Below are 25,363 nucleotides of genomic sequence, written 5' to 3'. Positions count from 1 at the left end.
TCGATCCCCAGAGCCCATGGACGTGTTGAGCCAACTGCTGAGCGTGCTCGCCAGCACCCTGGAGATCTATTCGCTCATCCTGCTAGTGCGGGTGCTGCTCACCTGGTTCCCCAACCTGGACTGGGGCAATCCGGTGCTCTCGACGGTGAGTTCGATCACCGACCCCTACCTGAACGCCTTTCGCGGTCTGATTCCACCGCTCGGTGGGCTCGATCTCTCCGCGATCCTGGCCTTCCTGGCCCTGAGCCTGGTGCAGCAGCTCCTGGGTGCCGCCAGCGTGAGCGTGCTAAGCGCGGGCTACTGATCCGCCACAGCCTGCTCCAAGGGCAGCAGGTCGTCGAACTCTCCGGCCCGGGTGCGCACCGGGGCGCTGAAACCACGGGCCTTCACGTTGGTAAAGCTGAAGGGTCCAGGGGTGCCGGCCGGCACAGCCAGGCGCAGGGCAAAGCTGGAGGAACCGGGGGGGACATCGCCGATGGAGCCCACCCGCGAGCGGTTCTGCAGCACCGGCTCGCCGCTGGCATCCAGGATCTGAGCGAACACATCGGTGTCCACCACCGGCTTGCGGGCGGGGTTGCTCACCGTGCCCCGCAGCACGAAGCAGCTGGCACCACTGGGTCGACGCAGCTGGGGCTGGGCCCCGATGTCATCGGCAGGGCAGGGGTCGAGGCTCACCTCCGACACCGTGAGTCCCGCCGCCTGAGCCGGCGGCACCAGGGGGGTGAACAGGGTCAGAACCACCAGCACCAAGGCGTAGAAAATGTGTCTCACCGGTGGTCGCCGCTGCCGGAGATCACGTTACGAGCGGCCCGGCTGGCCAGCTTGGCCAGATTGGCCTCGGCAATCTCCGCCAGCTCGAAATCGAGCTCACTGGCCAGCTGGGCCACGTACCAGAGCACGTCCCCCAGCTCCAGCTTGAGGGCCTCGCGCACCTCAGCTGAGAACTGGCCGCCCTGATCACGCAGCACCTTCTTCACCTTGTCGGCCACCTCGCCGGCTTCACCGCACAGCCCCAGGGTGGGGTAGATGGGATTGCTGCCCACATCGGGGTACTTCGCCGTGGTGCGGGCCCCCTGCTGATACGCGTTGAGATCCATTGGCACAACAGGGCTGGTGGCCCACGATGATAGTGTCGAACTCAACTTTGGCCCCGCCGAATGGCCCTGCCCGATCTCACGCGTCGCACCAAGATCGTGGCCACCATCGGCCCTGCAACCGAATCTCCCGAGCAGCTGCGCGCGCTGATTGAGGCCGGAGCAACCACTTTCCGCCTCAACTTCTCCCACGGCGACCACGCCGAGCACGCTGCCCGGGTCGCCACCATCCGCCAGGTGGGCCACGAGCTGGGCATCCACGTGGGCATCCTGCAAGATCTGCAGGGTCCCAAGATCCGTCTGGGTCGCTTCAAGGACGGCCCCATCACCGTGGCCAAAGGGGATGCCTTCACCCTCACCTCACGGAATGTGGAGTGCAGTCAGGCCATTGCCACCGTCACCTACGACCGGCTGGCCGATGAGGTGGTTCCGGGCAGCCGCATCCTCCTGGATGACGGCCGCGTCGAGATGGTGGTGGACCGGGTGGACCAGGGCGAGCAGACCCTCTATTGCACCGTCACCGTGGGTGGCGTGCTCTCCAATAACAAGGGCGTCAATTTCCCGGACGTTCAACTCTCCATTCGCGCCCTCACCGACAAGGACCGCACTGATCTGGCCTTTGGCCTCAAGCAGGGGGTGGACTGGGTGGCCCTCAGCTTCGTGCGCAACCCCTCCGACATGCTGGAGATCAAGGAGCTGATCGCCGGCCACGGCTTCAGCACGCCGGTGGTGGCCAAGATCGAAAAGTTCGAAGCCATCGATCAGATCGATGCAATCCTGCCCCTCTGCGACGGGGTGATGGTGGCCCGCGGTGACCTCGGCGTGGAAATGCCCGCCGAGGAAGTGCCGCTGCTGCAGAAGGAGCTGATCCGCAAGTGCAATGCCCTGGGCATCCCGGTGATCACCGCCACCCAGATGCTCGATTCGATGGTGAGCTGCCCGCGGCCCACCCGTGCCGAAGTGAGCGATGTGGCCAACGCCATCCTCGATGGCACGGACGCCGTGATGCTGTCCAACGAAAGCGCCGTGGGCGACTTCCCCGTGGAGGCCGTGGCCACCATGAGCCAGATCGCCCGCCGCATCGAGCGCGACTATCCCCACCGCAGCGAGACCAGCCAGCTGGCCTCCACCATCCCCAACGCCATCAGCCAGGCGGTGAGCTCCATCGCCCGCCGGCTTGAGGCCTCCGCCATCCTCACCCTCACCAAGAGTGGCGCCACTGCCCGCAATGTGAGCAAGTTCCGCCCCTCCACCCCGATTCTGGCCATCACCAGTGAAGTGGATGTGGCCCGCCGCATGCAGCTGGTGTGGGGCGTCAACCCCCTGCTGGTGCAGCAGGAGAACTCGGCCACCAGCACCTTCACCATTGCCATGGGCCTCGCCCAGGAGATGGGTGTGCTCAAGGAGGGCGATTTGGTGGTGCAGACCGCCGGCACGCTGCCGGGGGTCAGCGGCTCCACCGACCTGGTGAAGGTGGGGATTGTGAGTGCCGTCCTCGGCCGTGGCCTGGGCATTGGCAGCACCTCCGTGAGCGGCAAGGTCTGCCTGGCCACCACCCCTGAAGAGGCCGCCGGCATGCAGAGCGGCGAGATCCTGGTGGTGAAGGACACCACCGCCGATTTCGTCGACGCCATCCGCAAGGCCAGGGGCGTGATCGTCGAGGTGGGTGGAGCCGAAAGCCACGCGGCCACCATCGCCCAGCAGCTCGGTGTGCCTGTGATCGTGGGCGTTGCCAACGCCACCGCCGACCTGCGCCACGGTGAATTGGTGACCCTCGACACCCGTGAGGGCGTGGTGCATCGCGGTGCCCGCAACCACACCATGGCCTCCCGCTGAGCTAGCACCGGCACCACCGCCCCGTTCTGGAGCCCCCATGGCCGCCAAGCTCCCCCTGCGTGAAACCGTGGGGATGGCCTTGAATACCCTCAAGGCCAACCGCTTGCGATCCCTGCTCACGATGCTCGGCATCGTGATCGGCAATGCCTCAGTGATCACCCTCGTGGGTGTGGGCAAGGGAGCCCAGAACCTGGCCGAGGGGCAGCTCAACACCCTGGGGGCCAACGTGCTGTTCGTGGTGCCCGGCAACAACGACAGCCGCCGCCAGGGCATCGACTTCCCCAAGACCCTTGTGCTGGAAGACGCCGAGGCCATCGCGGAGCAGGTGCCGAGCGTGAAGCGGGTGGTGCCCCAGATCACCCTGAGCTCGGTGCTGCAGGCGGGATCCAAGAGCTCCACGGCCACGATCTCCGGCATCACGCCGGACTTCATCACGGTTCGCCGCTTTGATGTGGCCCAGGGGCGCTTCATTGATCAGCGCGATCTGGAGGCGGCCCGCAACGTGGTGGTGATCGGTCCCGACCTGCGCACCAAGTTGCTGCCGGTGGGATCGGCCATCGGCAAAACCCTGCGCATCCGCGACCAATCGTTCGAGGTGATCGGCGTGATGGCCCCCAAGGGCGCCGTGTTCGGCCAGAACCAGGACGAGGCGGCCTACATCCCGCTCTCCACCATGGTGAGCAAGCTCTCAGGCCGGGATCCCACCTACGGCGTCAGCCTCAACTTCATCAGCGTGGAGGCGAAGGACGAGGCGAGCACCGGTGCGGCCAAGTTCCAGATCACCAACCTGCTGCGCCAGCGCCACAACATCCTCCGGGAGGACGATTTCGCCGTGCGCTCTCAACAGGACGCCCTCTCGATCGTGGGCACCATCACCGGAGGCCTCACGTTGATGCTCGGCGCCATCGGCGCCATCTCCCTGCTGGTGGGCGGCATCGGCATCATGAACATCATGTTGGTGTCGGTGAGTGAGCGCACCTCGGAGATCGGGCTGCGCAAAGCCGTGGGCGCCCGCAGCAGCGACGTTCTGGCCCAGTTCCTGGTGGAGGCCCTGGTGCTCTCCAGCCTCGGCGGGGTGATCGGCAGTGCCCTCGGCCTCTCGGCCGTGGCGGCCCTGGGGGCCCTTACCCCCCTGCCCGCTGCCATTGGCACCGTGAGTGTGTTGGTAACCGTGGGGCTCTCCGGCTCCATCGGCCTGATCTTCGGGGTGCTGCCCGCCCGCCGTGCGGCCCGGCTCGACCCGATCACGGCCCTGCGCAGCCTCTAGGGCAGGCCACTCCCGCCAGGCCCCGCAAATGTCGAAACCAGCAGAAAGAAAAGCTTAAGAAGCGCTCGGGTCCCCTAAACCGTGTTGGATGCAACCATCACGGAGCCCACAGGTGAGTTTATTAGCTGTTCTGCATAGGACTGATTCCCTTGGCCCAGCTCTCCTGCGGCTACCGCAACGGCACCGATCGCATGGTGATCGTGCGTTGCATCGGCCCGGATGAGTTTTTTCTCGAACGGGTGGTGTTCCCCTTCGAGCTGCTCAGCTTCTTGGCGCCTCCCGGCAGCGTGGTGGAAATCTGGACCCACGGCCTGGGCGGGCCTGAGCTGATGGAGAGCCTGCCGGTGGAACAGCTGTCGCTCGAGCCCGATGAACCCACCGCACCCACGGGCACGGCCCCCCGCACCCTCAGCATTGCGCCCGATCCTGAGAACAGCCGCGAGCCGGCGGACTGGCAGGAAGCCGTGTAGCACTCACCTCCAGTGGATCCAGCCCCGGATCGGCGAGGGCTCGCTTTACACTTGTTAAACATCCAGATCCGGATTTCCACTGCCATGAATCAGCGCTGGCGCACCATCGCCCTCTGGGTTCTTCCCATCGGCGTGGCGTTGTTCCTCGGCTGGCAGGTGCTTGGCAATAGCGGCAGCAGCCGCTTCAGCGCCGCTGGCCCCACGGTGGCCCCCCGCAATGCGGCGGTGGCCCGCATGAGCTACGGGCGCTTCCTCGATTACGTCGATGCGGGACGCGTGACCGCCGTGGACGTGTTTGACGGTGGCCGCAGCGCCGTGGTTGAGGCTGTGGATCCCGATCTCGACAACCGCGTGCAGCGGCTGCGCGTGGATCTGCCTGGCCTAGCCCCCGAGCTAGTGAACAAGCTCAAGGATCAGGGCATCAGCTTCGATATCCATCCGCCCCGCAATGCTCCGCCAGCCCTTGGACTACTGGGCAACCTGCTGTTCCCACTGCTGCTAATCGGCGCCCTGGTGTTCCTGGCCCGCCGCTCCAACAACATGCCCGGCGGCCCTGGCCAGGCCATGCAGTTCGGTAAAACCAAGGCACGCTTCGCCATGGAAGCGGAAACGGGCGTCAAGTTTGACGACGTGGCTGGTGTGGAGGAGGCCAAGCAAGATCTCCAGGAAGTGGTGACCTTCCTCAAAACCCCGGAGCGCTTCACCTCCGTGGGAGCCAAGATCCCCAAGGGTGTGCTGCTGGTGGGCCCTCCAGGTACCGGCAAAACCCTGCTTGCCAAAGCCATTGCCGGTGAAGCGGGTGTGCCCTTCTTCTCCCTATCCGGTTCCGAGTTCGTGGAGATGTTCGTGGGCGTGGGCGCCAGCCGCGTGCGCGATCTCTTCAAGCGCGCTAAGGAGAACAGCCCCTGCCTGATCTTCATTGATGAAATCGACGCCGTCGGGCGCCAGCGGGGTGCCGGCGTGGGCGGTGGCAACGACGAGCGGGAACAGACCCTCAACCAGCTGCTCACCGAGATGGACGGCTTCGAGGGCAACAGTGGGATCATCATCATCGCCGCCACCAACCGGGCCGATGTGCTCGATTCGGCCCTGTTGCGCCCAGGCCGCTTCGACCGCCAGGTGCAGGTGGATGTGCCCGACATCAAAGGGCGCCTGTCGATCCTGAATGTGCACAGCCGCAACAAGAAGCTTGCCGAGGACGTGAGCCTCGAGGCCATCGCCCGCCGCACCCCGGGCTTCTCCGGCGCCGATCTGGCCAACCTGCTCAACGAAGCCGCCATCCTCACGGCGCGCCGCCGTAAGGAGGCCACCACCCTCGCCGAAATCGATGACGCCGTGGACCGGATCATCGCCGGCATGGAGGGCAAACCCCTCACCGATGGCCGCAGTAAGCGCCTGATTGCCTATCACGAAGTGGGCCATGCCTTGGTGGGAACCCTGGTGAAGGCGCACGACCCCGTGCAGAAAGTGACGCTGATCCCCCGCGGCCAGGCCCAAGGCCTCACCTGGTTCTCCCCCGATGAAGAACAGATGCTCGTGAGCCGCGCCCAGCTGCGGGCACGCATCATGGGTGCCCTCGGTGGCCGTGCCGCCGAGGATGTGGTGTTCGGCTACGCCGAAGTCACCACGGGCGCCGGCGGCGACATTCAGCAGGTGGCTTCCATCGCCCGTCAGATGGTGACCCGCTTCGGCATGAGCGATCTGGGTCAGGTGTCCTTCGAGGCGGGCAATCAGGAGGTGTTTCTTGGCCGTGACCTGATGACCCGCAGCGACGGTTCCGATCGTCTGGCCAGCAAGATCGACGATGCCGTTCGCCAAATCGTGCAGACCTGCTACGCCGACACCGTGAAACTCGTGGCAGAACACCGCGAGTGCATGGATCGCGTGGTGGAGCTTCTAATCGAGAAGGAGAGTCTTGATGGCGACGAATTCCGCGCCATCGTGGCCGAGTTCGCCGAAATCCCCGAGAAGGAACGCTTCTCGCCATTTCTTGAGCGTGCTGCCAGCCCCACACCGGCCTGAGCTGGCCTGGACCTGCAAGACCAACAGAAAGCCCGCGGTGTGAACCGCGGGCTTTTTTCATGACCTCATGATGCCTGGAAGCATGGGCTCAGACAGGCCGTACGGGGCGCTTGTCGATCACCTTGTCGATCAGGCCGTACTCCACAGCCTCGGCCGGCGACATAAAGAAGTCGCGGTCGGTGTCTTCCTCGATGCGGGGCAGGGGCTGGCCCGTGCGGTCGGCGAGCTCTTGATTGAGCTTCTTCTTGAGATACAGAATCTCGTCGGCTTGGATGCGGATGTCGCTGGCCTGGCCGCGGGCGCCTCCCAGGGGCTGGTGGATCATGATCCGCGAGTGGGTGAGGCTGCTGCGCTTGCCCTTGGCACCGGCGCAGAGCAAGAAGGCACCCATGGAGGCGGCCAGGCCCACGCAGACGGTCTGCACATCAGGCTTGATGTGCTGCATGGTGTCAAAGATTCCTAGGCCGTCGTAGACGGAGCCACCGGGGGAATTGATGTAGAGGAAGATGTCCTTGTCGGGATCTTCCGCCTCCAGGAACAGCAGCTGGGCCACGATGCGGTTGGCGGATTCAGCTGTCACCGGTTCGCCCAGGAAAATGATCCGCTCCCGCAGCAGCCGGGAATAGATGTCGAACGCCCGCTCCCCTCGGCCCGACTCTTCGATCACGATCGGGATCATCGACACGGAGCAGGCAGCAGCTTTGCGGATCCTACTGAGGGTGGGGCATCTGCAGCGCTAGGGTCGCCCCACCTTGAACCCTTGAGCGTGGGCGCCAGCCAGACCGTTGCCGATAGCAAGCGGGCCTTTCATGCGGCGTTTCCCCATGTGATCGCCCCCCTTTACCGCCGCCTGGTGGACGAACTGCTGGTGGAGTTGCACCTGCTGAGCCACCAGAAGGGCTTCCAGGCCGATGGCCTGTTCGCCGTGGGCCTCACCCAGGTGTTCGACAGCTTGTCCAAGGGCTACCGCCCCGACGAGCAACGCGACCCCCTGTTCGCCGCCCTCTGCAGCGCCAATGGCTTTGACCCCGCTCAACTGCGCCAGATGGCCGCGGATGCGGTGGCCAGCGTGGGGCACCACAGCCTCGAGGAGGTGAAGGGCTGGCTCTCGAACCGGGGCGAGGGTGCCCCGGCCCCGATCGCGGGCCTGCTCTCCGGCGTGCAGCGCTCGGACTTCCACTACTCACGACTCGTGGCCGTGGGGCTGTTGAGCCTGCTGCAGAGCGCCCGTGGCTCCGATGCCCTCGACCCCCAGGCCCTGCGCAGCGCCGCCCACGACATCGGGGAGGCCATGGGCCTGATCAAGGACCGGGTGGACAAGGACCTGGGCCTCTATGCCACCAACATCGAGAAGATGGCCCAAGCCGTGGAACTCGTGGAGGAAACCCTGGCCGCCGACCGGCGCCGCCGCGAGCGGGCCCTGAGCCAGGGTTCTTCAGCAGAGGAAGCCAACTAGGGCTTCAAATCCAGGCGCCCCGCCAGGGCGCTCTGGCGCTCGCCAGCACGGCCACTGGCCGTGCGCCCCAGCAGCTGCAGCTCAGCGGATCGGCTCACCACCAGGGGCAGGCTCTCAGGCAGCAACGAGGCCTTCAGCATGGCCTGGGGGCGCAGCCGCAGACGCCAATCGGCCTGGGGAACAGTGGCTGACACCGAGGCCTGGGTGGGCACGGGCCCGAGGAACAGCAGCAACTGGGGGGCGCCAGCCGCCTGGAACCAGCGCCAGCCGCCCACCACCATGCCGTCCTCCCGACTCCAGGTGCTGGTGGGCGCCGTGGTGGCCGGCCCTGGCGCCTGCAGGGCCTGGCCGGTAGGGCCCAGCTCCTGCTCCATGAGCCCTTGATCGAGCAGCGCCTTGCGCAGGCCGGCCAGCAGGGACCCCCACCGGCTGCGATCCGCTCCCACCGGCACCTGCAGCTCGAGCCCTGCCTGGAAACGACCCGTGGGCACGGCCCTAAGCCGCAACTGGAAGGGTGTGCGCTCCAGAAGCGTGAGCTGCTGCGGACCGAGGCCATAGGTTTGAGCCAGGGATTGGCGCACCAACTGGCTGCTGAGCAGTCCGCGGGTGAGCAAATCCAGGCGCCGACCCTGCAACTCCATCAATAGGGGTGCGGGCAGGGGTTGCAACACCGGTTCCGGTATCGGCGTGGGGGCTCGGGACAGCAGCCCCTCAGTGGCATCCGCCTCTCCCTGCCAGAGCAGGGCCTGCCGCTCGGAACGCAGCAGCAGGCAACCGTGCTGCACGCTCTGCACCACGGGGGCGAGGGGGCCCAACATCTGGCCCAGGGCCGTGCCGTTCCAGAGCACGGCCTCCCGCTGACGCAACTGGGTGCTGCAGCGCTGCTCCATGCCCCGAGGGGCTCGGCGGGTCACCTTGAGCTGATCCCGTAGCAACTGGCGCGCCAAGGGGTCGGGCGCCACCACCAGCAGATCATCCACCCGCAGGCCATTGGCAGGAAGGGGGAGGTTGGCTGGGGCATTGAGCACCAGGTAGGCGCCGGCATCCCCATGCCCCCCCCAGAACTGCCACCACAGGCGCCGTTGCTGGCGCCACAGCCGCTGGGCAGAGGCCTCGCCCAGGCGCTGGCGCCAGAGGGGAGGAACGGGTTGGTTCGCCGCCGAGGCAAAGCTCTGGACCATCGCGGCAGCCCCCACCAGCCGGTCCAGGCCCGAGGCATTGCTACGGGGAAACAGCCCGAGAACCAGGGCTGGAGCCACCACCAATACGGCCGTTGAAAGGATGGTGAAGCGCAGGGGCAGCTTGCTGAGCTTCACGCGCATACCGGTGCCCCATACAGCGTGGTGCGCACCCGCACGGGCCGCCCCAGGGAGCGCGCCGCCTGCTCCAGTTGCTGCGGCGATTGGCAGGTGCCGCCCTGGGCCCCAGCCATGGTGGTGATCGACTCCTCCATGAGCGTTCCGCCGAGATCGTTACACCCCCAGCGCAGGGCTTCTGTGGCTCCCTCCAGAGTGAGCTTCACCCAACTGGGCTGGTGATTCACAAACCAGGGCCCCAAAAGCAACCGCGCCTGGGCCGTGAGGGCCAGCATCGCCTCCCGATCGGGCTGATCCCGTCCCACCCGTTGACGCAGGGAGGCGGGTGCGGACGCCCCGATGAAGGGAAGCAGCACGAACTCGGTGAAACCCATCTGCTGATGCTGCCAGGCCCGTTGCTGCAGGGCCACGAGGGTGAGCAGGTGAGCTGCGCGGTCGGCAGGGTGTTCAAGATGGCCAGCCATCAGCGTGGCGGTGCTCGGCAGCCCGGCCGCATGCACTTCGCGGATCACGGCACACCACTGGCGGGCCGTGAGTTTCTCAGGGCAGAGGCGGCGCCGGATCCGCTCGCTGAGCACCTCGGCGGCCGTGCCCGGAACAGAACCAAGGCCGGCTTGCTTCAGGGCTGCGATCACCTCCGCAAGGGGGAGCCTGTCCTGCTCCGCGATGAACAGCAACTCCTGGGGAGAGAAGGCATGCAGATGCAGCCCGGGGGCCGCATCACGGCAGGCCGTCAGCAGCCGAATGTAGTAATGAAGGGCAGAGCCTTGGAGCCGCGCCTCAGGATTCAAGCCGCCCTGCAGGCAAAGCTCCGTGGCCCCGAGGGCCTGGGCCTCCGCTGCTCTGTCCTGGAGGAGCTCTAAGGAGTGCCAGTAGGCTCCTGCCTCACCGGGATCCCGGCGGAACGCGCAGAAGCTGCAATGCTGCAGGCAGTGGTTGGTGAAGTTGAGGTTGCGGTTCACCACGTAGGTCACCGCGTCACCCACCAGCTGCTCGCGGAGGCCATCAGCCGCCTGGCGCAACGAGGAACTGGGCGGCGTCTCGAGCAAGAGCAAGGCCAGGATCGCCGCATCATGCGAAGCCGGATCCCGGCGAAGGGCAACATCCAGCTGCTGCTGCAGCTCGGGGCTCCAGGTTGCCCCGGGACGATGGCCCTCGGAGGGGGGAGGCACCAACAGCTCGCCTGCCTCCTGCCAGGCCCACTGGGCCAGCGGCTCTGGCCGATCGGCCTGGAGCAAGGGCGTCAAAGCGGAGCTCTCACAGGCTCGTGATCACCGGCGGGCCTTGGTGCCGGCTTTCGTCGCCATCCGCACCGGTTGCTGGCGGCGCCGGCGATCCCGCCACTCGATCGTGGAGAGATAAATCACACCTCCACTAACGAACACCAGCAAGGAGGTGGCCACGATCGCCAACACGTTGTTGCCAGTGAGGGCGAGATCGGTCACAGCAGCCGCTGCCAGGGGGCTCAGAAGTTAAGGGTGCCGTCGCCGTTGCGGCCCCACACCACCATGGCGATCGAGAAGGTGAACAGAGCAGCCAGGGAGGCCCAACCCACGGTGATCAACATGGCGTGAGAAATTCGTGTGGGCGCACTTTACCCAGCCTTGAGGCCCTGAGAGGGCCCAGGCCACCTCTTCGATGCCTTGTTCTGTTGTTGACCGTCATCCAGCCGTGCTGAAGACCCCCGTGCAGTCAGTTCAAAGCACGTCCTCCAACCCCGGTGGGCAGGCCGTGATGGAACGCCAGTTGCTGCAGCAGCCCTACCCCACAGCACGGGTGATCGTGCTGGACGACGACCACAACACCTTCCAGCACGTGGTGGAGGTACTGGTGCGCTACATCCCCGGCATGCAGCCAGACCAGGCCTGGGATCTCGCCCACCGGATTGATTCCACGGGCTCAGCCGTGGTGTGGAGCGGCCCCCTCGAGCAGGCCGAGCTGTACCACCAACAACTCGGGGCTGAAGGCCTCACCATGGCGCCGTTGGAGCGGGGCTGAAGCGGAAACCCTCAACCGTTGCGGGAACGGTGCATCAACTGGAACAGCGGCCGGGTATGCAACCTCTGCTGCTCAGCCTCCAACACGAAGCTGATGATCCGGTAGGCGCTGGCCAATCAGGGCGTGGCGCCGATCGGGTAGGGCTGGCGCAGCCATGGACAAGGTGGAGCGGACGGCATGCTCTGAAGGGTTCCCTAGGGTTGGCCAGCCCATACCACGGCAAAACCATGGGCAGGTTGGTGATCACCCACAGCACCTACTTGGACGGGCTGATCCCACTGCTCCGGCGGCTGGTGCGCAGCCCCGAGATCGACACCATCACCCCCGCCGTGATCTCCCGGGTGAGGGGCCGAGCGCCGGAACTTCGCCTACGGGTATCCATTCCCATTACCGGAGGCTGGAAGCTGGTGGCGCGCCGAGGCAGCAGCGCCCAGGAAGTGTTCGTGGTCACCGGCCTGGATCAAGCCGGCCTGGAAGCCCTCATCGCGCAGACCATGCAGAACTGAGGTCTTTACCCGTGGACGCGAACAAAGGCTGGCACACCAAGACATCAGAACAGGGTCAACACACAGCGGGGCTTATGGGCAACTGAGCAACGCCATTCAAAGACAGCTCAAACCAAGAGATACAGCAACAGAAACCAGTCTAGAACCAAGAAGAAGATCTCCATGGTTGATCATCCATGAACCCAACAGTCCTAACCATGAAAAGCATTAACGATGTGGGGTAAATCCGCTGAACGTGGAGAGAACTGATCCCAACACATGTCCAAAGTCTGACCACCCCCGAACGGCCTTTTGATTGTCGTGAATCGCTCACGCCGTGGCACCTGTATTCCCGACAATGCCATAGAGCTTTGCGCTGGCGGGAAAGAGAATCCATTGAAATTACCCACCAGCAATGCAGCAAATTCCCTGAGCTTTAGCCGTATACCCAAATTGAACGTCGGTGCTCAGCTTGGCCAGCAGCCACTTGCTGGCAAGATCGGATCCCGCTACCAACCACTGGGGATCTTCACCGATGAGACCGACTGGTCCTATTCGACCGCATTCTCCAGGAGTGGCCTTAGTTGCCGCTGGCCGGGGGCTGAACGTTGGGGCAAGTGGCTCCGTTGAAGCGGCTGGCGATGCGCTGGCTGCCAACGCTGTAAACCTGCTGCGCCTTGGCGGTGTCGCCAGCTTTCACTGCGTCGCTGAGCTTGCTGGCAAAGCGCGCACAGGCGTCATCACGGCTGATGGCCCGGACAGGCACCACACAGACGCCAAGCGCAACAACAGCCACAGCGAGGGCAAAGGATCTGGTCATGTCGTGCGTCAATGTGTCAGACCGTTTGTCAGTCCACTCGCCAGTCCGTCCAACCCTCGGAACTGACAGGACTCATTGCACTGGAAGAGGATGGACCACCGTGCCGTGTTGCCCCAGATTCCGACCTGGATAAACCAGAAGGGGAGTCAGAGCGGAGATTCGTTTCCGGCTACGAGGCCGGTCTACGGCACTGTCGCGACAGACGCCCCAAGTCGAAAAGGGAGTCAGATCAGAAAACTGTAGAAGGCAGTCACCAACACAGCAGCCCAGCGCAATCCTAAGCCCCCTGCTGGGGATCCGGGCCAGGCGGTAGGGGCCAGATCTGCCTCACCTGCTCAAGGCGTGCCATGGCCTCCTGGCGGCGAGCGGCACTCTCTGCTTCGCGCAGCAGCACGGTGATGTGACCCAGCTTGCGGCCGGGGGCCGCTCCCTGCTTGCCATACCAGTGCAGGTGCGCATCAGCAAGGGCCTTCAGCGCCTCGCGCTGGGGGGCGTACTCACTGTCGGACACCTCGAAGCCGAGCAGATTCACCATCAAGGCACCAGGCACCACCAGCTCTGGTTCCTGAGCTTGCTCACCGGCCACCACGAGCAGTTGCTGATCAAACTGGCTGAGATTGCAGGCTTCAATGGAGAAATGGCCGGAATTGTGGGTGCGGGGCGCCAGTTCATTGACCATCAGGCCCCTGGGCCCATAAAAGAACTCAATCGAGAGCACGCCCACATAATCCAGAGAGGTGAGCAGCGAGGCGGCAATGTTGCGCACCCGCTGCTGCAGGCCGTGGTTCGCCTCCAGCGGTGCCAGCACCCAGTCACACACCTGCTGGTACTGATGGGTTTGCACCAGGGGAAAACACACCACTTCCCCCTGGCGGTCCCGGGCAGCCACCACCGCTAGCTCCTGGTCGAAGCTCACGAACTCCTCCAGGATCCAGTTCCCGGCGTCCACCCGCTGCATCAAGGCCTCTAGCTCCACGGCTGAACGCAGCAGGGCGGTGCCCTTGCCGTCGTAGCCGCCACTGGCAGCCTTGGCCATCAACGGAAAGGCGAACCCATCCGGCAACTGCACAGCAGGGCCTGGGGCAGGAGCACCGCTGGGAGCACCCGTCGGTACCGGCGGCATCAGCTCTGGAACGGGCTGCTTCTGCTGCACCAGATCCAGGGGAATCCAGCGCGGGGAAGGCAGATTCAGCCGCTGCAACAGTTCCCGTTGGCTGCGCTTGCACACCAGGGGTTTGAGGGCATCCAGGCAGGGAACGAACTGAATACCTTCCGCCTCCAAGGGAGCCAGGCCCTGCAGATCCACCCACTCATTCTCAAAGCTGATGGCGGAGCAGCCCTGGGCCAACCTCCGGGTGGCGCCCACATCGCGCACATCCGCCTGCACCACGCCGGATGCCAGCGCAACGGCAGGATCCTGGGGATTGGGGGTTTGCACCTGCAGGGACACACCCCGCCGTTGGGCAGCCTCCGCCAGCATCCAGGCCAGCTGGCCTCCCCCCACTATCCCGATCGAAGCGCCCATGCGCCGGCAGGTCAATCAACCACCATCGCATCTCTAGGGGCTTCAGAAGGGGCAAGCCGGTCAGCTGAAACCTTTGTCGCCGGCGAAGGCGAAGCGCACCAAGCTGAGCAGGAGCACGATCACAAACAGAGCCAGGCCAACAGTGCAGGCGTAGCTGATCTCCAGTTCGGCGAAGGCCTGGTCGTACACGTAGTACACGAGGGTCTTGGTGGCATCCGCTGGGCCGCCCTGGGTCATCAGGTACACCTCCTCGAACACCTTCGTGGCCGCGATGGCGGAGATCACGGCCACGAGGGTGAGGTAGGGCCGCAGCAACGGCAGGGTGATGTCGAGGTGCTTACGCCAGCCCTCGCTGCCATCCAGCTCAGCGGCCTCGTAAAGGTCCGGAGAGATGCCCTGAAGGCCAGCCAGAAAAATCACCATGTAGTAACCGAGGCCTTTCCAGAGCGTCACCACCATCACCGAGGGCAGCGCCAGCAGGGGATTGGTGAGGAAGCCGATCGGCGAAAAGGCCGGCCCCAGCAGCGCGCTGAGCCAGCCGTTGATCAAGCCGGTTTCGGCATAGAGCCAGCGAAAAGCGATCGCCGCCACCACGATCGACACCAACACCGGCGTGTAAAGGGCGGCCCGAAACCAGTGGATGCCCGGGAGTTGTCGGTTCACCAGCACCGCTAGGGCCAGGGCCCCAAGCACCACTGGCGGAACCACGCCCACCAGATAAAGAAGGGTGGTGCCAAGCACCTTGAAGAACATCGGATCCGCCAGCAGACGGCGGATATTGGCCAGACCAACGAACTGCAGCGGTTCGCTCACATCCAGACCGCTCTGGGTGAAGCTCATCACCAGGGCCATGGCCGCGGGGATCAGCACCGAAAGTCCGATCAGGATCAGGCCCGGTGCCAGGAAGCCCCAGGCGGTGGCACTGCGGGTGGTGGCTGGCATGGACAAACAGGGGCCGGCTGGGCGATGTGCGGCCATTGTGGGAGATCTCTTGGAATCAGCCAGCAAGGTGGTGAGCCGGTCTGCCGCGGGGGCGAACCATGCCGAACCGCTGGAGGTGCTGCAGCGGGTGTTCGGCTACAGCGCCTTCCGTGGCCCCCAGGAGGCGATCGTGCGCCACGTGCGAGGCGGTGGTTCCGGCCTGGTGCTGATGCCCACCGGCGGCGGCAAGTCCCTGTGCTTTCAGGTGCCGGCCCTGTGCCGGCCGGGGCTGGGGGTGGTGGTGTCGCCCCTCATCGCCCTGATGGACGACCAGGTGGCCGGGCTGCGCCAGGCGGGCGTGCTGGCCGCTGCCCTCCATTCCGGCCTGAGCCCTGAAGAGGCTGCGGCGGTGTGGCGCCAGCTCGAGGAGGGCAGTCTGCAATTGCTCTATGTGTCGCCCGAGCGGCTGCTCGCGGGGGATCTGCTGGAACGCCTGGCGGCCGGCGTGGCCGGGGGACGCCCCCCCAGCCTCTTCGCCATTGATGAGGCCCACTGCGTCTCCCAGTGGGGCCACGATTTCCGGCCCGAATACATCGCGCTGGGCGTGCTGGCCGAGCGCTTCCCAGGGGTGCCGCGGTTGGCCCTCACCGCCACGGCTGATCCGCGCACTCGCACCGAGATCATCAAACGCCTGCAGCTGGAGAGCGGCCAGGTGTTTCTGGCCAGCTTCGATCGGCCCAACATCCGCTATCTGCTGCGGGCCAAGGAACAGCCCGGCCAGCAGCTGCTGGCCTTTCTCCAGGAGCAGCGGGGCCACAGCGGCATCGTGTACGCCCGCTCCCGCAGCCGGGTGGACAGCCTCACAAGCCAGCTCCAGGCGGCGGGGTTCGAGGCGGTGGGCTACCACGCCGGCATGGAGGCCGCCCGGCGCTCGGCAGCCCTGGAGCTGTTCCGCAGCGGCGGCAGCACCGGCGCGGTGGTGGTGGTGGCCACCATCGCCTTCGGCATGGGCATCGACAAGCCCGATGTGCGCTTCGTGGCCCACGTGGATCTGCCGAAGAGCCTGGAGGCCTACTACCAGGAAACCGGGCGGGCAGGCCGCGATGGCCTGCCGGCGGTGGCCTGGATGCTGCACGGCCCCGGCGATGTACCCCAGCTGCGCCGCTTCATCGACGACTCAGCCGCTCCCGAGGAGCAGAAGCGCATTGAGCACGGCAAGCTCGATGCTCTGTTGGGGTTCACGGAGGCTCCCGGCTGCCGCCGCCAGGTGTTGCTGCGGCACTTTGGTGAGCAGCTGGGCGAGCCCTGCGGCAATTGCGATGGCTGCCTGGAGCCACAACAGCTCGCCGATCTCACCGTGCCCGCCCAGAAATTGCTCTCGGCCGTGGTGCGCACGGGCCAGCGCTTCGGCGCTACCCACGTGGTGGATGTGCTGCTGGGGGGCAGCACCGAGAAGATCCGCCAATTCAGCCACCACGACCTGAGCGTGTATGGCATCGGCCGCGAGCTCGACCGCAGCCAATGGCGAACGCTGGTGCGCCAACTCACAGGACTGGGCTATCTGGAGCCCGTGCCCGAGGGCAAGGGTGGGCTGCAACTGGGTCCGCAGGAGCGGGTGCGGCCCCTGCTCAGGGGCGAGATCAGCCTGGAGCTGCCGCTACCGCCCCCGCAGCGGGAGCGCCGGCGCGGCAGCACAACCCACTGGGATCGCAGTGGCAATGGCGAAGCGGAGGTGGATGACGGGCTGGTAACGGTGCTCAAGGCCTGGCGGCTCGAGCAGGCACGGCTCCAGGGAGTGCCGCCCTATGTGGTGTTTCACGACCGCACCCTGATGGAGCTGGCGGCCCGCCGGCCCCGCGATCGAGACGAGCTGGCGACTGTTGGCGGCATCGGGGCCGCCAAGCTGGAGCGCTACGGCGAGCAGCTACTGGGTGTGGTTCGTGACCATGGGCCAATGAACAGATGACGCAGAGGTCGCTGGATTCGATCAGCGTGGCCAGCAGGCTCAGTCCTCCCGCGAATCGCAGCGACCTGTTTGATCCCTCGGACTATGGCGCCGCCAACCAGGCGCCCAGGTTTGTCAAGCTGCGGCTGGTTCTTCATGCGCCTCGGCCTTGGGTCGATATGGAGCTGGGGCCAAGCGCTCGGACCCTGGGCGAAGAACGCGCGACACTCCCGCAACCAGCCACGCTGTTGCGACCATGGCGATCGTTCAGGGATCGACCCCAATCAATGCGCAACCTCACCTGGGACGCCTTTGATCAAGCCGTGGAACAGATCGCTGCGGGGTCCTCAGGCTTCAACGGGATCTTCGGCATCCCCCGCGGCGGACTAGTGCTGGCCGTAGCCCTCAGCCACCGCCTGGGGCTCCCCCTGCTGGCAGAGGCCAGGGCGGGCTGTCTCGTGGTTGATGACGTCTACGAAACCGGGCTGACCTTGGGGCCCTACAAGCACTTGGAAAACAGCCAGGTGGTGGTGTGGGTGAGCAAAGCCGAGCCCCAGTGGTGGCAAGCCGTGGAGATCACTGACTCCAGTGAGTGGATCGTATTTCCTTGGGAAAGTGGCGCAGGGGCATCTGCTGATGAGCAGCGCTACCGCGCCTCACGCAGCTGAGCCTTGACGAGCCCGCCATCGCTCCGTTCTGCCCCCGTAGCCTCAACACCTCTGGCCGCCCCACCACCCGTCATGACCGTTGCCGCCGCGTGCCCCTCCCGAACCATCGAGGTGGCCCTGAGCGCCAACCCCTATCCGATCGTGATCGGTGACGGCAGCCTGCACCAACTGGGAAAGCAGGTGCGTGGCCGCGGCTTTAAGGCCGGTACCAAGGTGCTGGTGGTCACCAACCCGGTGGTGCACCAGCACTACGGCGCGAACGTGCTGCAGAGCTTGATCGCCAGTGGCTTCGCGGCAACGGACCTGGTGATCGAGGCCGGCGAAGACCAGAAGACCCCCGCCACGGTGGCGCAGATTCACGACGCCGCCTTCGCCCGCAAGTTGGAGCGGGGGTCACTGATCGTGGCCCTTGGCGGCGGCGTGGTGGGCGACATGGCGGGATTCGCCGCCGCCACCTGGCTGCGGGGCATCGCCGTGGTGCAGGTGCCCACCACCCTGCTGGCCATGGTGGATGCCGCCATCGGCGGTAAGACTGGCGTGAACCACCCTGGCGGCAAGAACCTGATCGGGGCGTTTCACCAGCCAAGGCTGGTGCTGATCGATCCCGCCACCCTCGCCACCCTGCCGGAGCGCGAATTCCGGGCCGGCATGGCCGAGGTGATCAAGTACGGCGTGATCGGTGATGCCGAACTGTTCACCGATCTGCACACCGCCGCCGAGCATGACCCCGCTGCGGGCCTGGCCAGCCTGGCCAGCGTTGGCGCCCAGCGGTTGCAGAGCCTGTTGGAGCGCTCCGCCGCTGCCAAGGCGCAGGTGGTGGCGGCCGATGAACGGGAAGGCGGCCTGCGGGCGATCCTCAATTACGGCCACACCCTCGGCCACGTGGTGGAAGCCCTGTGCGGCTACGGCACCTACCTGCACGGCGAGGCCGTGGGTCTGGGCATGATCGCCGCCGGTGAGGTGTCCTTGGCCATGGGCCTGTGGAGCCAGGAGGATCAGAGGAGGCAGAAAGCGGTGATCGCTGCCGCCGGACTGCCGATGGCCTGGCCCGATCTCGATCCCGATGCCGTGCTCGAGTGCCTCCAAGGGGACAAGAAAGTTCGGGACGGCAAGGTTCGCTTCGTGCTGCCCACCGGGCTGGGCAGGGTGGAGATCCGTGACGACGTGAGCGCCGACACCATCCGCGCGGTGTTGGCCGCCTTGGGCTGAGCGCTGGACAGTCCCGACACAGCGATCCCTCGTCCTAGACCAGGGACGGATCTTGCAGGAACAGGGGCATCGCCCCGGCCGGGCCCCGTGAGAAGGCCAGCCAGCGGAAGTCCCCCAGGGCCATGGGGTCCACCAGGCGCAGCAGCGCTTCCCGGCGGCTGAGCAGATCGGCGAGCTGGCCAACGGATTGGTGCTGCAAGCCATGGAGCCGCTGGGCCAGGCCGAGGGCCAGCAGGGCCTCGCCCTGACGCCGCTGCCCCACCAACGACCACCCCGTGGCATCCCCTGCCGCCACCAGGCTCTCGATGCACAGATGGGCCGTGAGATCCCAGTGGCCGGGGTCCTGGAGCGGATCATCACTGGCCTGCTGACCGCGATAGGCCATCAGGGTGCCGTTGGCGCGCTGGGGCGCGTAGTAACGCCAGGCCTCATGGGCGTAATCGATCACCAGCATTCGCCCGGCGCTGAGGCCCGCCGCCGCGGCTTGGAGCCAGGGCTGCAGTCCCGGATGCAACTCGGTGGTCCAGCCAGGCGGACGCTGGGGGTTGGCCGGCAGGAGCCCCAGGGCTGTGAGTGGCGCCTCGGCCTGCGGCCCCAGGGGTTCGCCGGGCACCAGCCGCAGCAGGCCCTGGTGGAGTTCCAGCAATTGCTGGCGCCAGTGCGCCCCGTCCCAGACAATCCGCTCCACCGCCAAGGCATCGAGCACCTCGTGGGCCAGCACCACCCCCTGCACCGGCGCAGCTGCCAGCTCCGCCAGGCCCACCCATCGGCAGGGCAGGGGGCAGACGGCCAAGCGCTGGCGCTGGCGGGCCGCCATGCCCGGATTGGGCTCCACCAGCACCAGGGAAGTGCGGGCCGCCAACGCGGGCCAGTTCTCGGCCAGAGCCTCGGCCAACTGCAGGGCTAAGTCGCCTTCTCCCGGTCCCGTCTCCACCAAGGCGAGGGGCTGGCCCGGATGCTGCTCAGCCAACTCCTGCAGCCACTGCACCAGCTGGGGAGCCAGCAGGGCGGCGAAATCGGGGCCGAGGGATGGCGAGGTAGCGAAATCGCCGCGGGGGCCCACCTGCAGCCGGCCACTGCCATAGGCACCGTGTTCAGGATCATGCAGGGCCCACTCCATGTAGGTGGCAAACGGCACGGCGCCACCGGCCTGCTCCAGGCGCTGGGCCAACCAGGGGGGTGCAGCCGGAAGGGGAGTCACGGGGATGGGCTCAGCTCAGGGAGAATGCTGGCCACTGAAGCAGTTGCCATGGGCCCGCGGGAGTTTCTTCATCTGACTCTCCAGCGGGCCTGGGCGCGAGCCACTGCCGCCCTGGTCACCACCGTGCTCGGGCTGGCCCTGCTGCTCAGCCTGGGCGTTGCGCCTGCGGCGGCCTACGACAATCCCGATCTGCTCCCCGATCACCCCACGCCGGTGATCGACCTGGCCAAGATCCTCACGGACCAGCAGCGCAGCAGCCTGGAGCAGCACCTCAACGAGGTGGAGCAGCGCAGTGGCTGGAAGTTGCGGGTACTCACCCAGTACGACCGCACGCCCGGCCTGGCGGTGAAGGAATTCTGGGGCCTGGATGAGCGCAGCCTGCTGCTGGTGGCCGATGAGCGCGGCGGCAACCTGCTCAATTTCAACGTGGGTGATGCCCTGTTCGCCCTGATGCCGCGCACCTACTGGGTAGAGCTGCAAACCCGCTTCGGCAACCAGTACTACGTGCGCGACCACGGCCAGGATGCGGCCATCGTGGACTCCCTAGCGGCGGTGGAAACCTGTCTCGACCGGGGCGGGTGCCAGGTGGTGCCAGGGCTGCCCAATGAGCAATGGGTGCTCACCCTGGCCACCTCGGTGCTGGGGGGCCTGATCGTGGGATTTGCGGCCTATCCCCGCAAGCCCGAACACAAAGTGGAGTGGGCCTGGGTGCTGCTGCTCTCTCCCCTGTGGGTGATTTTGTTTGGTGTGTTCGGGGTTGCCCCGATCGTGACCCGCACCCCCGATCTGCTGCCCCTGCTGCGCAACGCTCTGGGTTTCGTGGGAGCCATCGCCGTGGCCTACCTAATCGCCCAGAACACCGTGGGCAAGGCCAAGCTCAAGGACGGAGAGACCTGACGCTGATCAGAGTCACAGGGGTTTGCTGCGGGGGCCCATGGCTTCAAGCGCTTCGAGTTGGCAACGCAGGGATTCCACCGGCAAGCAACGGGGGCTCTGGGCCACGGTGGCCGGGATGGCAGCACCGGCACGCAGCTCCGAGAGGTTGCGCTCATAGAAGCTCTTGAGCAGGGCGTAGCGCTGCACGGGCTGGCCGTAGTAACTGCGGCCGGCCAACGTGGGGAAGGAGGCCCACTCCGGCGCCAGCTTGGCGGCCAGATGGGGGGTGAACTCACCCCGATCGGCCAGCTCAAGGGCGCCGCGGCGCTGGATCAGGAACAGAGCTGCCTGATCTTGCACGTGGGGACCAAACCCCTGCAGGCGCAAACTGCGACTGGCCAGGGCCCAGGTGAACGGCATGAACTGGTAAGCGCCGGCAGCGGCGCTGGCGTAGCCGCCGGAGTAGTTGACCCGATCGGGGTGGCGTTCCAGATGGGGAGCCAGACCCCCGCCAAACATGATCCGATAGCCCAGATCTTCACCCCGGGCCCAGGTGCCCTCGGCAAAGCGAATGGTGTTGAGCAGGGCCCGCCGCTCAGGGGTGATGGGATAGGCGCTGCTGGCTGCAGCGGTATCCGCCGGCGCAGCGGCATCGCGCAGGGCCACCTTGGTGGGTCGCGGGGCCAGTTCGAGGGGGGGAGCGAGAGCGGGTGCGGAGTCTGTCGGGGGGACCTCCACCTGATCAGCCGCGGCCCGCACAGGCGCCTGAGGCAGAAGCAGGGAGAGGGTGCACCCCAGCGCGATCGAAGCCGGCAGGAACGGGCTTGGGAGGCGGCGAAGAGCAGAACTCAGCAAACCATGCATCGCGAAGGACTTCCATCCCGCAGAAATCGACGCATGACACCAATGATTGGCGACAAGCGCAAGTTCAGCCGAGAAATCGATTGAGCCAGACGGTTTCGAAGACGAAAGCGGTGGCGAAAAGACTGGGGGACGGGTTAACCAAATTCAGACTCAGAGCGACTTCACTACCACAAGGGAAAGAGGTCGGAACGAGACGCATTAAAGAATTGGTTGCAGAGAGTTTGTCAAACAAATCCTCCAGATGAAATCTTGTCAGTGACAGTCACACAGGTGTCCACCTGTAGTGAATAATACATTTGGCCGGTTGTGCTCGGCGAAGCCAGCTTCAGTTCGGAACAACAAAATGCCAAGATTGATCGGCATTGAGATAGCGCAGATACGCGGCAGTTTCACTCAAGCGGTGAACTGCAACGCCAGCTGGCGCAGCAACACCGCGGCCTCTTGGTGGCCTTCGGGGTCGAGGGCTGAGCCCGTGGCTGGCAACAGGGGCTGGTCGAGCTGCCAGTCGCCTTCGAGCAGCTGGGTTCGTGTGAGCAGCCGGTGGGGGGCGTGGCGCCGCAAGGCCTCCTCCAGCACCGGGGCTTCGGCAAATCCCTCGCGGTGCACCAAATGAAGGCCCAGCCCAAGGGCCATGGCCTCGCAGAACGTGCTGTAGCCCGGTTTGGTGATGATCCGTCCGCAGAGGGGCATCAGGTCGAGGGGCCGCAGCTGCTCAGGCATCAGCCGGACGTTCGGGGCCGCGGCAGCGAGGGCCGCATCGCTGGCCAGAAAGCAGTGCTGGGGCCAACGGGTAAACAGATGCGGATCCAGGGCGAACCCCATGCCGCCAAAGCCCACCATCACCGTGCGTTCCCGCGGAGCATCGAGCTCCAGGCTTCTGGCCAGGTCTCTAGCCGCCTGGCGAGGCCGCCCTGCGGTGAGGCCTACGGCGTACTGGGGCAGGCCCCAGTCCATGGCCATGGCGAAGGGACAGCGGATCACGGCCTGGCCGCGGCGATACAGGGCCAACGCGCGGTCCGCCCAGTCGCTGAAGACACCCCCCATGGGGCGGTAGATGGCATCCCAGCCGAAATTGCCCATCCACACCAGGGGCGCCCCGATCGCCGCCGCCAGATCGGCGGCCGCAGGTGCCACATCAGCGAGCACCAGCACCGGTTCGTCCTGCTGCATCAGCCAGTGCGCCTCGCGCTCCAACTGGGTAGGTAGGGCTGCCTGGAGCTGATCCAGAGCCATGAGCGTGGCCGGACCATCGGCGCCGAGGGCGTCCGCCTGAATCACCCCCACATCCCAACGGCAAGGGCGCAACTCAAACGGCACCGGACCAAAGGCCAGCTGCAGAAATGCCTCCGGCAGCGGAGTGGAGAGCACCAGACGCCAGTCGGGCTGCAGTTGGTGCAGGGCCGTGAGCACCGACGCCACCCGCGAACCATGGCCAAAACCATGGCCACTGACGCAGGCCAGGATCAGCATGGCGCGAGCTGCTTGGCGGCCAGCGGCGCAGCCAGCACTTGCCGGTAGAGCAGCTCACCCTCCGGGGAATACCAGCGGTGGCTCACCTCCCCCAGCTCACCGTCGCGAAACACGGCCCAGCTGAAATGGCGCAGGGGCCGGCCGCGGTCGTCGGTGCCGTGGCGGGGCACAAAGGCCGTGTTGAGGTAGGCGGTTCCTGCCCGATCCCGGCAGAAACTCAACCGGTCGCCCTGGCCCCGCTTGAGCCGGTGGTGCATGTGCCCAAACACCACCAGTGGCACGGGCCGGCGACGGCGAATGCGCTCAATTGCCAGAGCCAGGTCCTGATCGCCCCAGTCGCAGGCGGGAGGCTTCCAGTCACGCCCGCAGGGATCCCCGGCAGCACTGCCCAGCCCCGTGGGTCCGCTGTGGGCCAGCAACACCAGGGGCAGGCTCGGGTCGGCCGCCAGGGCAGCCGTCACGATGCGCGACACAGACTCCTCCAGGCTCACCGGCCCGAACACCGCCTGGGCCCCCTGGTTCAGATGAAAGCCGCCGCCGGCACTGGCGGGCCGGCCCCCCACCACCGCCAGGCCCGGCGGCCGCAACTCCCGCAGCCCCCAGCCGCAGTGGCGATCACCGAGAGCCGCCAGCTGGCGCTGCAGGGTGCGACCGCTGGAGTCACGGCCAGTGTCGTGGTTGCCGAGCACGCAGGCCAGGGGCAACTGCAGCCGCGATAACCGGGCTGGAATCTGCTGCTGGCCGTCGTTGAGATCGCCCACCACCAGGAGCGCATCGGGTGCAATCAGCTCAAGCAGCCGTTCATCGGTGGCGTCCCACTGGCCGTGGAGATCTCCGGCGATAGCAATGCGGAGATCTGACAACCTGATGCCTAGGCTCTTGCCATCCTGCACTAGCTGAGGATTCGGTTGGTTTTCGCGGCTGCTCAGAACACAGCGTTAGGTGCCCAGGGCAGCAGCGGAAACCCTGCCACTGGCTCATGCCCGCCCCATGCCGAGCTACCGGCGGCCATTTCTGCGCTGAAGCAGGAGCGCAAGGCCGTGATCCTGGCGCACTACTACCAGGACCCCGCCATTCAGGACATCGCCGACTTCATCGGCGATTCCCTCGAGCTATCCCGCAAGGCCGCCGCCACCGATGCGGAGGTGATCGTGTTCTGCGGCGTTCACTTCATGGCCGAGACCGCCAAGATCCTGAGCCCGAACAAAACGGTGCTGCTGCCGGATCTCGAGGCGGGCTGCACCCTGGCGGACGCCTGCCCCGCCGATGCCTTCGCCAGCTTCCGGGAGGCCCATCCCGACCACTTGGTGGTGAGTTACATCAACTGCTCGGCCGCGGTGAAGGCCCAAAGCGACCTGATCTGCACCAGTAGCAACGCCGTGGATCTGGTGCAGCAGCTGCCGGCCGATCGACCGATCCTGTTCGCCCCCGATCAGAACCTGGGCCGCTGGGTGCAACGCCAGAGCGGCCGGGAGCTCACCCTCTGGCCTGGCAGCTGCATCGTGCATGAAACCTTCAGCGAGCAGGCCCTGTTGCAGCTCAAGCTCGAACATCCCGGAGCCGAGGTTCTGGCCCACCCGGAGTGCCAACAGCACCTGCTGGACCTGGCCGATTTCATCGGCTCCACCAGCAAATTGCTGCACCGGGCCGAGGCCAGCGCCGCCGAGAGCTTCATCGTGCTCACCGAACCAGGGATCCTGCACCAGATGCGCAAGGCCGTGCCCCACAAGCAGTTCTTCGAGGTGCCGGGTGCCGATGGCTGCAGCTGCAATGCCTGCCCTTACATGCGGCTGAACACCCTCGAGAAGTTATGGCAGTGCCTCCACGGCATGGCCCCGGCGATCGAACTGGATGAGGCCATGCGCCAGCGGGCGCTGCTGCCGATCCAGAAGATGCTGGAGATGAGCCGCTGAAGCGGGG

At 66.1% G+C, this 25,363-nt stretch carries 27 protein-coding genes and 1 other RNA gene; 13 read left to right on the top strand and 15 right to left on the bottom strand.

Going from position 1 to position 25,363, the window contains the following annotated elements:
• Nucleotides 1-16: 16 nt before the first annotated feature.
• Nucleotides 17-304: a YggT family protein gene (locus tag KBZ14_RS07415; RefSeq protein ID WP_255117674.1), complete on the top strand. Its 288-nt coding sequence runs from the start codon at nt 17-19 to the stop codon at nt 302-304.
• Here the strand turns inward: KBZ14_RS07415 and KBZ14_RS07410 are convergent.
• Together KBZ14_RS07410 and KBZ14_RS07405 are read right to left on the bottom strand one after the other, a co-directional pair.
• Nucleotides 298-771, bottom strand: coding sequence for a hypothetical protein (locus tag KBZ14_RS07410; protein WP_399210864.1), 474 nt, complete (start codon nt 769-771; stop codon nt 298-300). The genes KBZ14_RS07415 and KBZ14_RS07410 overlap by 7 nt on opposite strands.
• Entirely contained in the window at nt 768-1,097 is a 330-nt protein-coding gene (locus KBZ14_RS07405) for a nucleoside triphosphate pyrophosphohydrolase family protein (RefSeq protein ID WP_255117673.1), read from the bottom strand. The genes KBZ14_RS07410 and KBZ14_RS07405 overlap by 4 nt, the downstream gene beginning before the upstream one ends.
• 60 nt (nt 1,098-1,157) lie before the next feature.
• On the opposite strand from KBZ14_RS07405, the gene pyk reads away from it, so the two are divergent.
• The 4 genes from pyk to ftsH all read left to right on the top strand — a co-directional run bounded on the left by pyk (nt 1,158) and on the right by ftsH (nt 6,689).
• Nucleotides 1,158-2,930, top strand: a complete 1,773-nt coding sequence (gene pyk, locus KBZ14_RS07400) for a pyruvate kinase (protein ID WP_255117672.1) — start codon at nt 1,158-1,160, stop codon at nt 2,928-2,930.
• Nucleotides 2,931-2,967: 37 nt separating this feature from the next.
• Nucleotides 2,968-4,197: an ABC transporter permease gene (locus KBZ14_RS07395; RefSeq protein ID WP_255117671.1), complete on the top strand. Its 1,230-nt coding sequence runs from the start codon at nt 2,968-2,970 to the stop codon at nt 4,195-4,197.
• Between the two features lie 149 nt (nt 4,198-4,346).
• A complete protein-coding gene (locus KBZ14_RS07390) occupies nt 4,347-4,667 on the top strand; it encodes a DUF1830 domain-containing protein (RefSeq protein ID WP_255117670.1) in 321 nt (106 codons plus the stop codon).
• 84 nt (nt 4,668-4,751) lie between these two features.
• Nucleotides 4,752-6,689 (top strand): ATP-dependent zinc metalloprotease FtsH, encoded by a 1,938-nt coding sequence (gene ftsH, locus KBZ14_RS07385; RefSeq protein WP_255117669.1) that lies wholly within the window; start codon nt 4,752-4,754, stop codon nt 6,687-6,689.
• Nucleotides 6,690-6,777: 88 nt separating this feature from the next.
• On the opposite strand, the gene clpP is transcribed toward ftsH, so the two are convergent.
• A complete protein-coding gene (gene clpP, locus KBZ14_RS07380; protein WP_255117724.1) occupies nt 6,778-7,368 on the bottom strand; it encodes an ATP-dependent Clp endopeptidase proteolytic subunit ClpP in 591 nt (196 codons plus the stop codon).
• Between the two features lie 87 nt (nt 7,369-7,455).
• Here clpP and psb29 point away from each other — a divergent pair, with 87 nt between their 5' ends.
• The gene (gene psb29 / locus KBZ14_RS07375; protein WP_255117668.1) at nt 7,456-8,145 is read left to right on the top strand and encodes a photosystem II biogenesis protein Psp29; all 690 of its coding nucleotides are present in this window, start codon (nt 7,456-7,458) and stop codon (nt 8,143-8,145) included.
• Here psb29 and KBZ14_RS07370 read toward each other — a convergent pair.
• The 4 genes from KBZ14_RS07370 to petN all read right to left on the bottom strand — a co-directional run bounded on the left by KBZ14_RS07370 (nt 8,142) and on the right by petN (nt 11,028).
• Nucleotides 8,142-9,467, bottom strand: a complete 1,326-nt coding sequence (locus KBZ14_RS07370) for a hypothetical protein (protein WP_255117667.1) — start codon at nt 9,465-9,467, stop codon at nt 8,142-8,144. The genes psb29 and KBZ14_RS07370 overlap by 4 nt on opposite strands.
• Entirely contained in the window at nt 9,458-10,582 is a 1,125-nt protein-coding gene (locus KBZ14_RS07365) for a CofH family radical SAM protein (protein WP_399210885.1), read from the bottom strand. Before KBZ14_RS07365 ends, KBZ14_RS07370 begins: the two co-directional genes overlap by 10 nt.
• Nucleotides 10,583-10,732: 150 nt before the next feature.
• A complete protein-coding gene (locus KBZ14_RS07360; protein WP_255117665.1) occupies nt 10,733-10,906 on the bottom strand; it encodes a hypothetical protein in 174 nt (57 codons plus the stop codon).
• A 20-nt stretch (nt 10,907-10,926) separates the two neighbouring features.
• On the bottom strand, nt 10,927-11,028 hold the full coding sequence (petN, locus tag KBZ14_RS07355; RefSeq protein WP_255117664.1) for a cytochrome b6-f complex subunit PetN: 102 nt from the start codon (nt 11,026-11,028) through the stop codon (nt 10,927-10,929).
• 119 nt (nt 11,029-11,147) lie between these two features.
• Between petN and clpS the strand changes: the two genes are divergently transcribed.
• Entirely contained in the window at nt 11,148-11,459 is a 312-nt protein-coding gene (clpS, locus tag KBZ14_RS07350; RefSeq protein WP_255117663.1) for an ATP-dependent Clp protease adapter ClpS, read from the top strand.
• A gap of 227 nt (nt 11,460-11,686) precedes the next feature.
• The gene (locus KBZ14_RS07345; protein WP_255117723.1) at nt 11,687-11,965 is read left to right on the top strand and encodes a DUF2103 domain-containing protein; all 279 of its coding nucleotides are present in this window, start codon (nt 11,687-11,689) and stop codon (nt 11,963-11,965) included.
• A 559-nt stretch (nt 11,966-12,524) separates the two neighbouring features.
• On the opposite strand, the gene KBZ14_RS07340 is transcribed toward KBZ14_RS07345, so the two are convergent.
• From KBZ14_RS07340 to KBZ14_RS07325, 4 genes are all read right to left on the bottom strand, one after another.
• Nucleotides 12,525-12,764: a hypothetical protein gene (locus tag KBZ14_RS07340; protein ID WP_255117662.1), complete on the bottom strand. Its 240-nt coding sequence runs from the start codon at nt 12,762-12,764 to the stop codon at nt 12,525-12,527.
• Between the two features lie 88 nt (nt 12,765-12,852).
• Nucleotides 12,853-13,035: non-coding RNA, 6S RNA (gene ssrS / locus KBZ14_RS07335), on the bottom strand.
• Between the two features lie 6 nt (nt 13,036-13,041).
• A complete protein-coding gene (locus KBZ14_RS07330; protein ID WP_255117661.1) occupies nt 13,042-14,289 on the bottom strand; it encodes a 5-(carboxyamino)imidazole ribonucleotide synthase in 1,248 nt (415 codons plus the stop codon).
• Nucleotides 14,290-14,349: 60 nt separating this feature from the next.
• On the bottom strand, nt 14,350-15,231 hold the full coding sequence (locus tag KBZ14_RS07325) for a carbohydrate ABC transporter permease (RefSeq protein ID WP_255117660.1): 882 nt from the start codon (nt 15,229-15,231) through the stop codon (nt 14,350-14,352).
• A 49-nt stretch (nt 15,232-15,280) separates the two neighbouring features.
• On the opposite strand from KBZ14_RS07325, the gene recQ reads away from it, so the two are divergent.
• The 3 genes from recQ to aroB all read left to right on the top strand — a co-directional run bounded on the left by recQ (nt 15,281) and on the right by aroB (nt 19,032).
• Nucleotides 15,281-17,176: a DNA helicase RecQ gene (recQ, locus tag KBZ14_RS07320; protein WP_255117659.1), complete on the top strand. Its 1,896-nt coding sequence runs from the start codon at nt 15,281-15,283 to the stop codon at nt 17,174-17,176.
• A gap of 266 nt (nt 17,177-17,442) precedes the next feature.
• Nucleotides 17,443-17,823 (top strand): phosphoribosyltransferase, encoded by a 381-nt coding sequence (locus tag KBZ14_RS07315; RefSeq protein WP_255117658.1) that lies wholly within the window; start codon nt 17,443-17,445, stop codon nt 17,821-17,823.
• A gap of 72 nt (nt 17,824-17,895) precedes the next feature.
• Nucleotides 17,896-19,032, top strand: a complete 1,137-nt coding sequence (gene aroB, locus KBZ14_RS07310; RefSeq protein WP_255117657.1) for a 3-dehydroquinate synthase — start codon at nt 17,896-17,898, stop codon at nt 19,030-19,032.
• Nucleotides 19,033-19,066: 34 nt separating this feature from the next.
• On the opposite strand, the gene KBZ14_RS07305 is transcribed toward aroB, so the two are convergent.
• Nucleotides 19,067-20,239, bottom strand: a complete 1,173-nt coding sequence (locus tag KBZ14_RS07305; protein WP_255117722.1) for a class I SAM-dependent methyltransferase — start codon at nt 20,237-20,239, stop codon at nt 19,067-19,069.
• 18 nt (nt 20,240-20,257) lie between these two features.
• Between KBZ14_RS07305 and KBZ14_RS07300 the strand changes: the two genes are divergently transcribed.
• The gene (locus tag KBZ14_RS07300) at nt 20,258-21,130 is read left to right on the top strand and encodes a TPM domain-containing protein (protein WP_255117656.1); all 873 of its coding nucleotides are present in this window, start codon (nt 20,258-20,260) and stop codon (nt 21,128-21,130) included.
• A 12-nt stretch (nt 21,131-21,142) separates the two neighbouring features.
• On the opposite strand, the gene KBZ14_RS07295 is transcribed toward KBZ14_RS07300, so the two are convergent.
• From KBZ14_RS07295 to KBZ14_RS07285, 3 genes are all read right to left on the bottom strand, one after another.
• Nucleotides 21,143-21,847: an endolysin gene (locus tag KBZ14_RS07295; RefSeq protein ID WP_315856132.1), complete on the bottom strand. Its 705-nt coding sequence runs from the start codon at nt 21,845-21,847 to the stop codon at nt 21,143-21,145.
• Between the two features lie 519 nt (nt 21,848-22,366).
• Nucleotides 22,367-23,443, bottom strand: a complete 1,077-nt coding sequence (locus KBZ14_RS07290; RefSeq protein ID WP_255117654.1) for a hypothetical protein — start codon at nt 23,441-23,443, stop codon at nt 22,367-22,369.
• Complete coding sequence (locus KBZ14_RS07285) at nt 23,437-24,306, bottom strand: TIGR04168 family protein (RefSeq protein WP_255117653.1); 870 nt, start codon at nt 24,304-24,306, stop codon at nt 23,437-23,439. The genes KBZ14_RS07290 and KBZ14_RS07285 overlap by 7 nt, the downstream gene beginning before the upstream one ends.
• A gap of 45 nt (nt 24,307-24,351) precedes the next feature.
• Between KBZ14_RS07285 and nadA the strand changes: the two genes are divergently transcribed.
• Entirely contained in the window at nt 24,352-25,356 is a 1,005-nt protein-coding gene (gene nadA / locus KBZ14_RS07280) for a quinolinate synthase NadA (RefSeq protein ID WP_255117652.1), read from the top strand.
• Nucleotides 25,357-25,363 lie beyond the last annotated feature (7 nt).

The organism is Synechococcus sp. HJ21-Hayes (genome assembly GCF_024345835.1).
Lineage (GTDB): Bacteria > Cyanobacteriota > Cyanobacteriia > PCC-6307 > Cyanobiaceae > Vulcanococcus.
The sequence above is the reverse complement of the archived record's forward strand: the minus strand, read 5'-3'. Positions and strand labels throughout refer to the sequence as shown.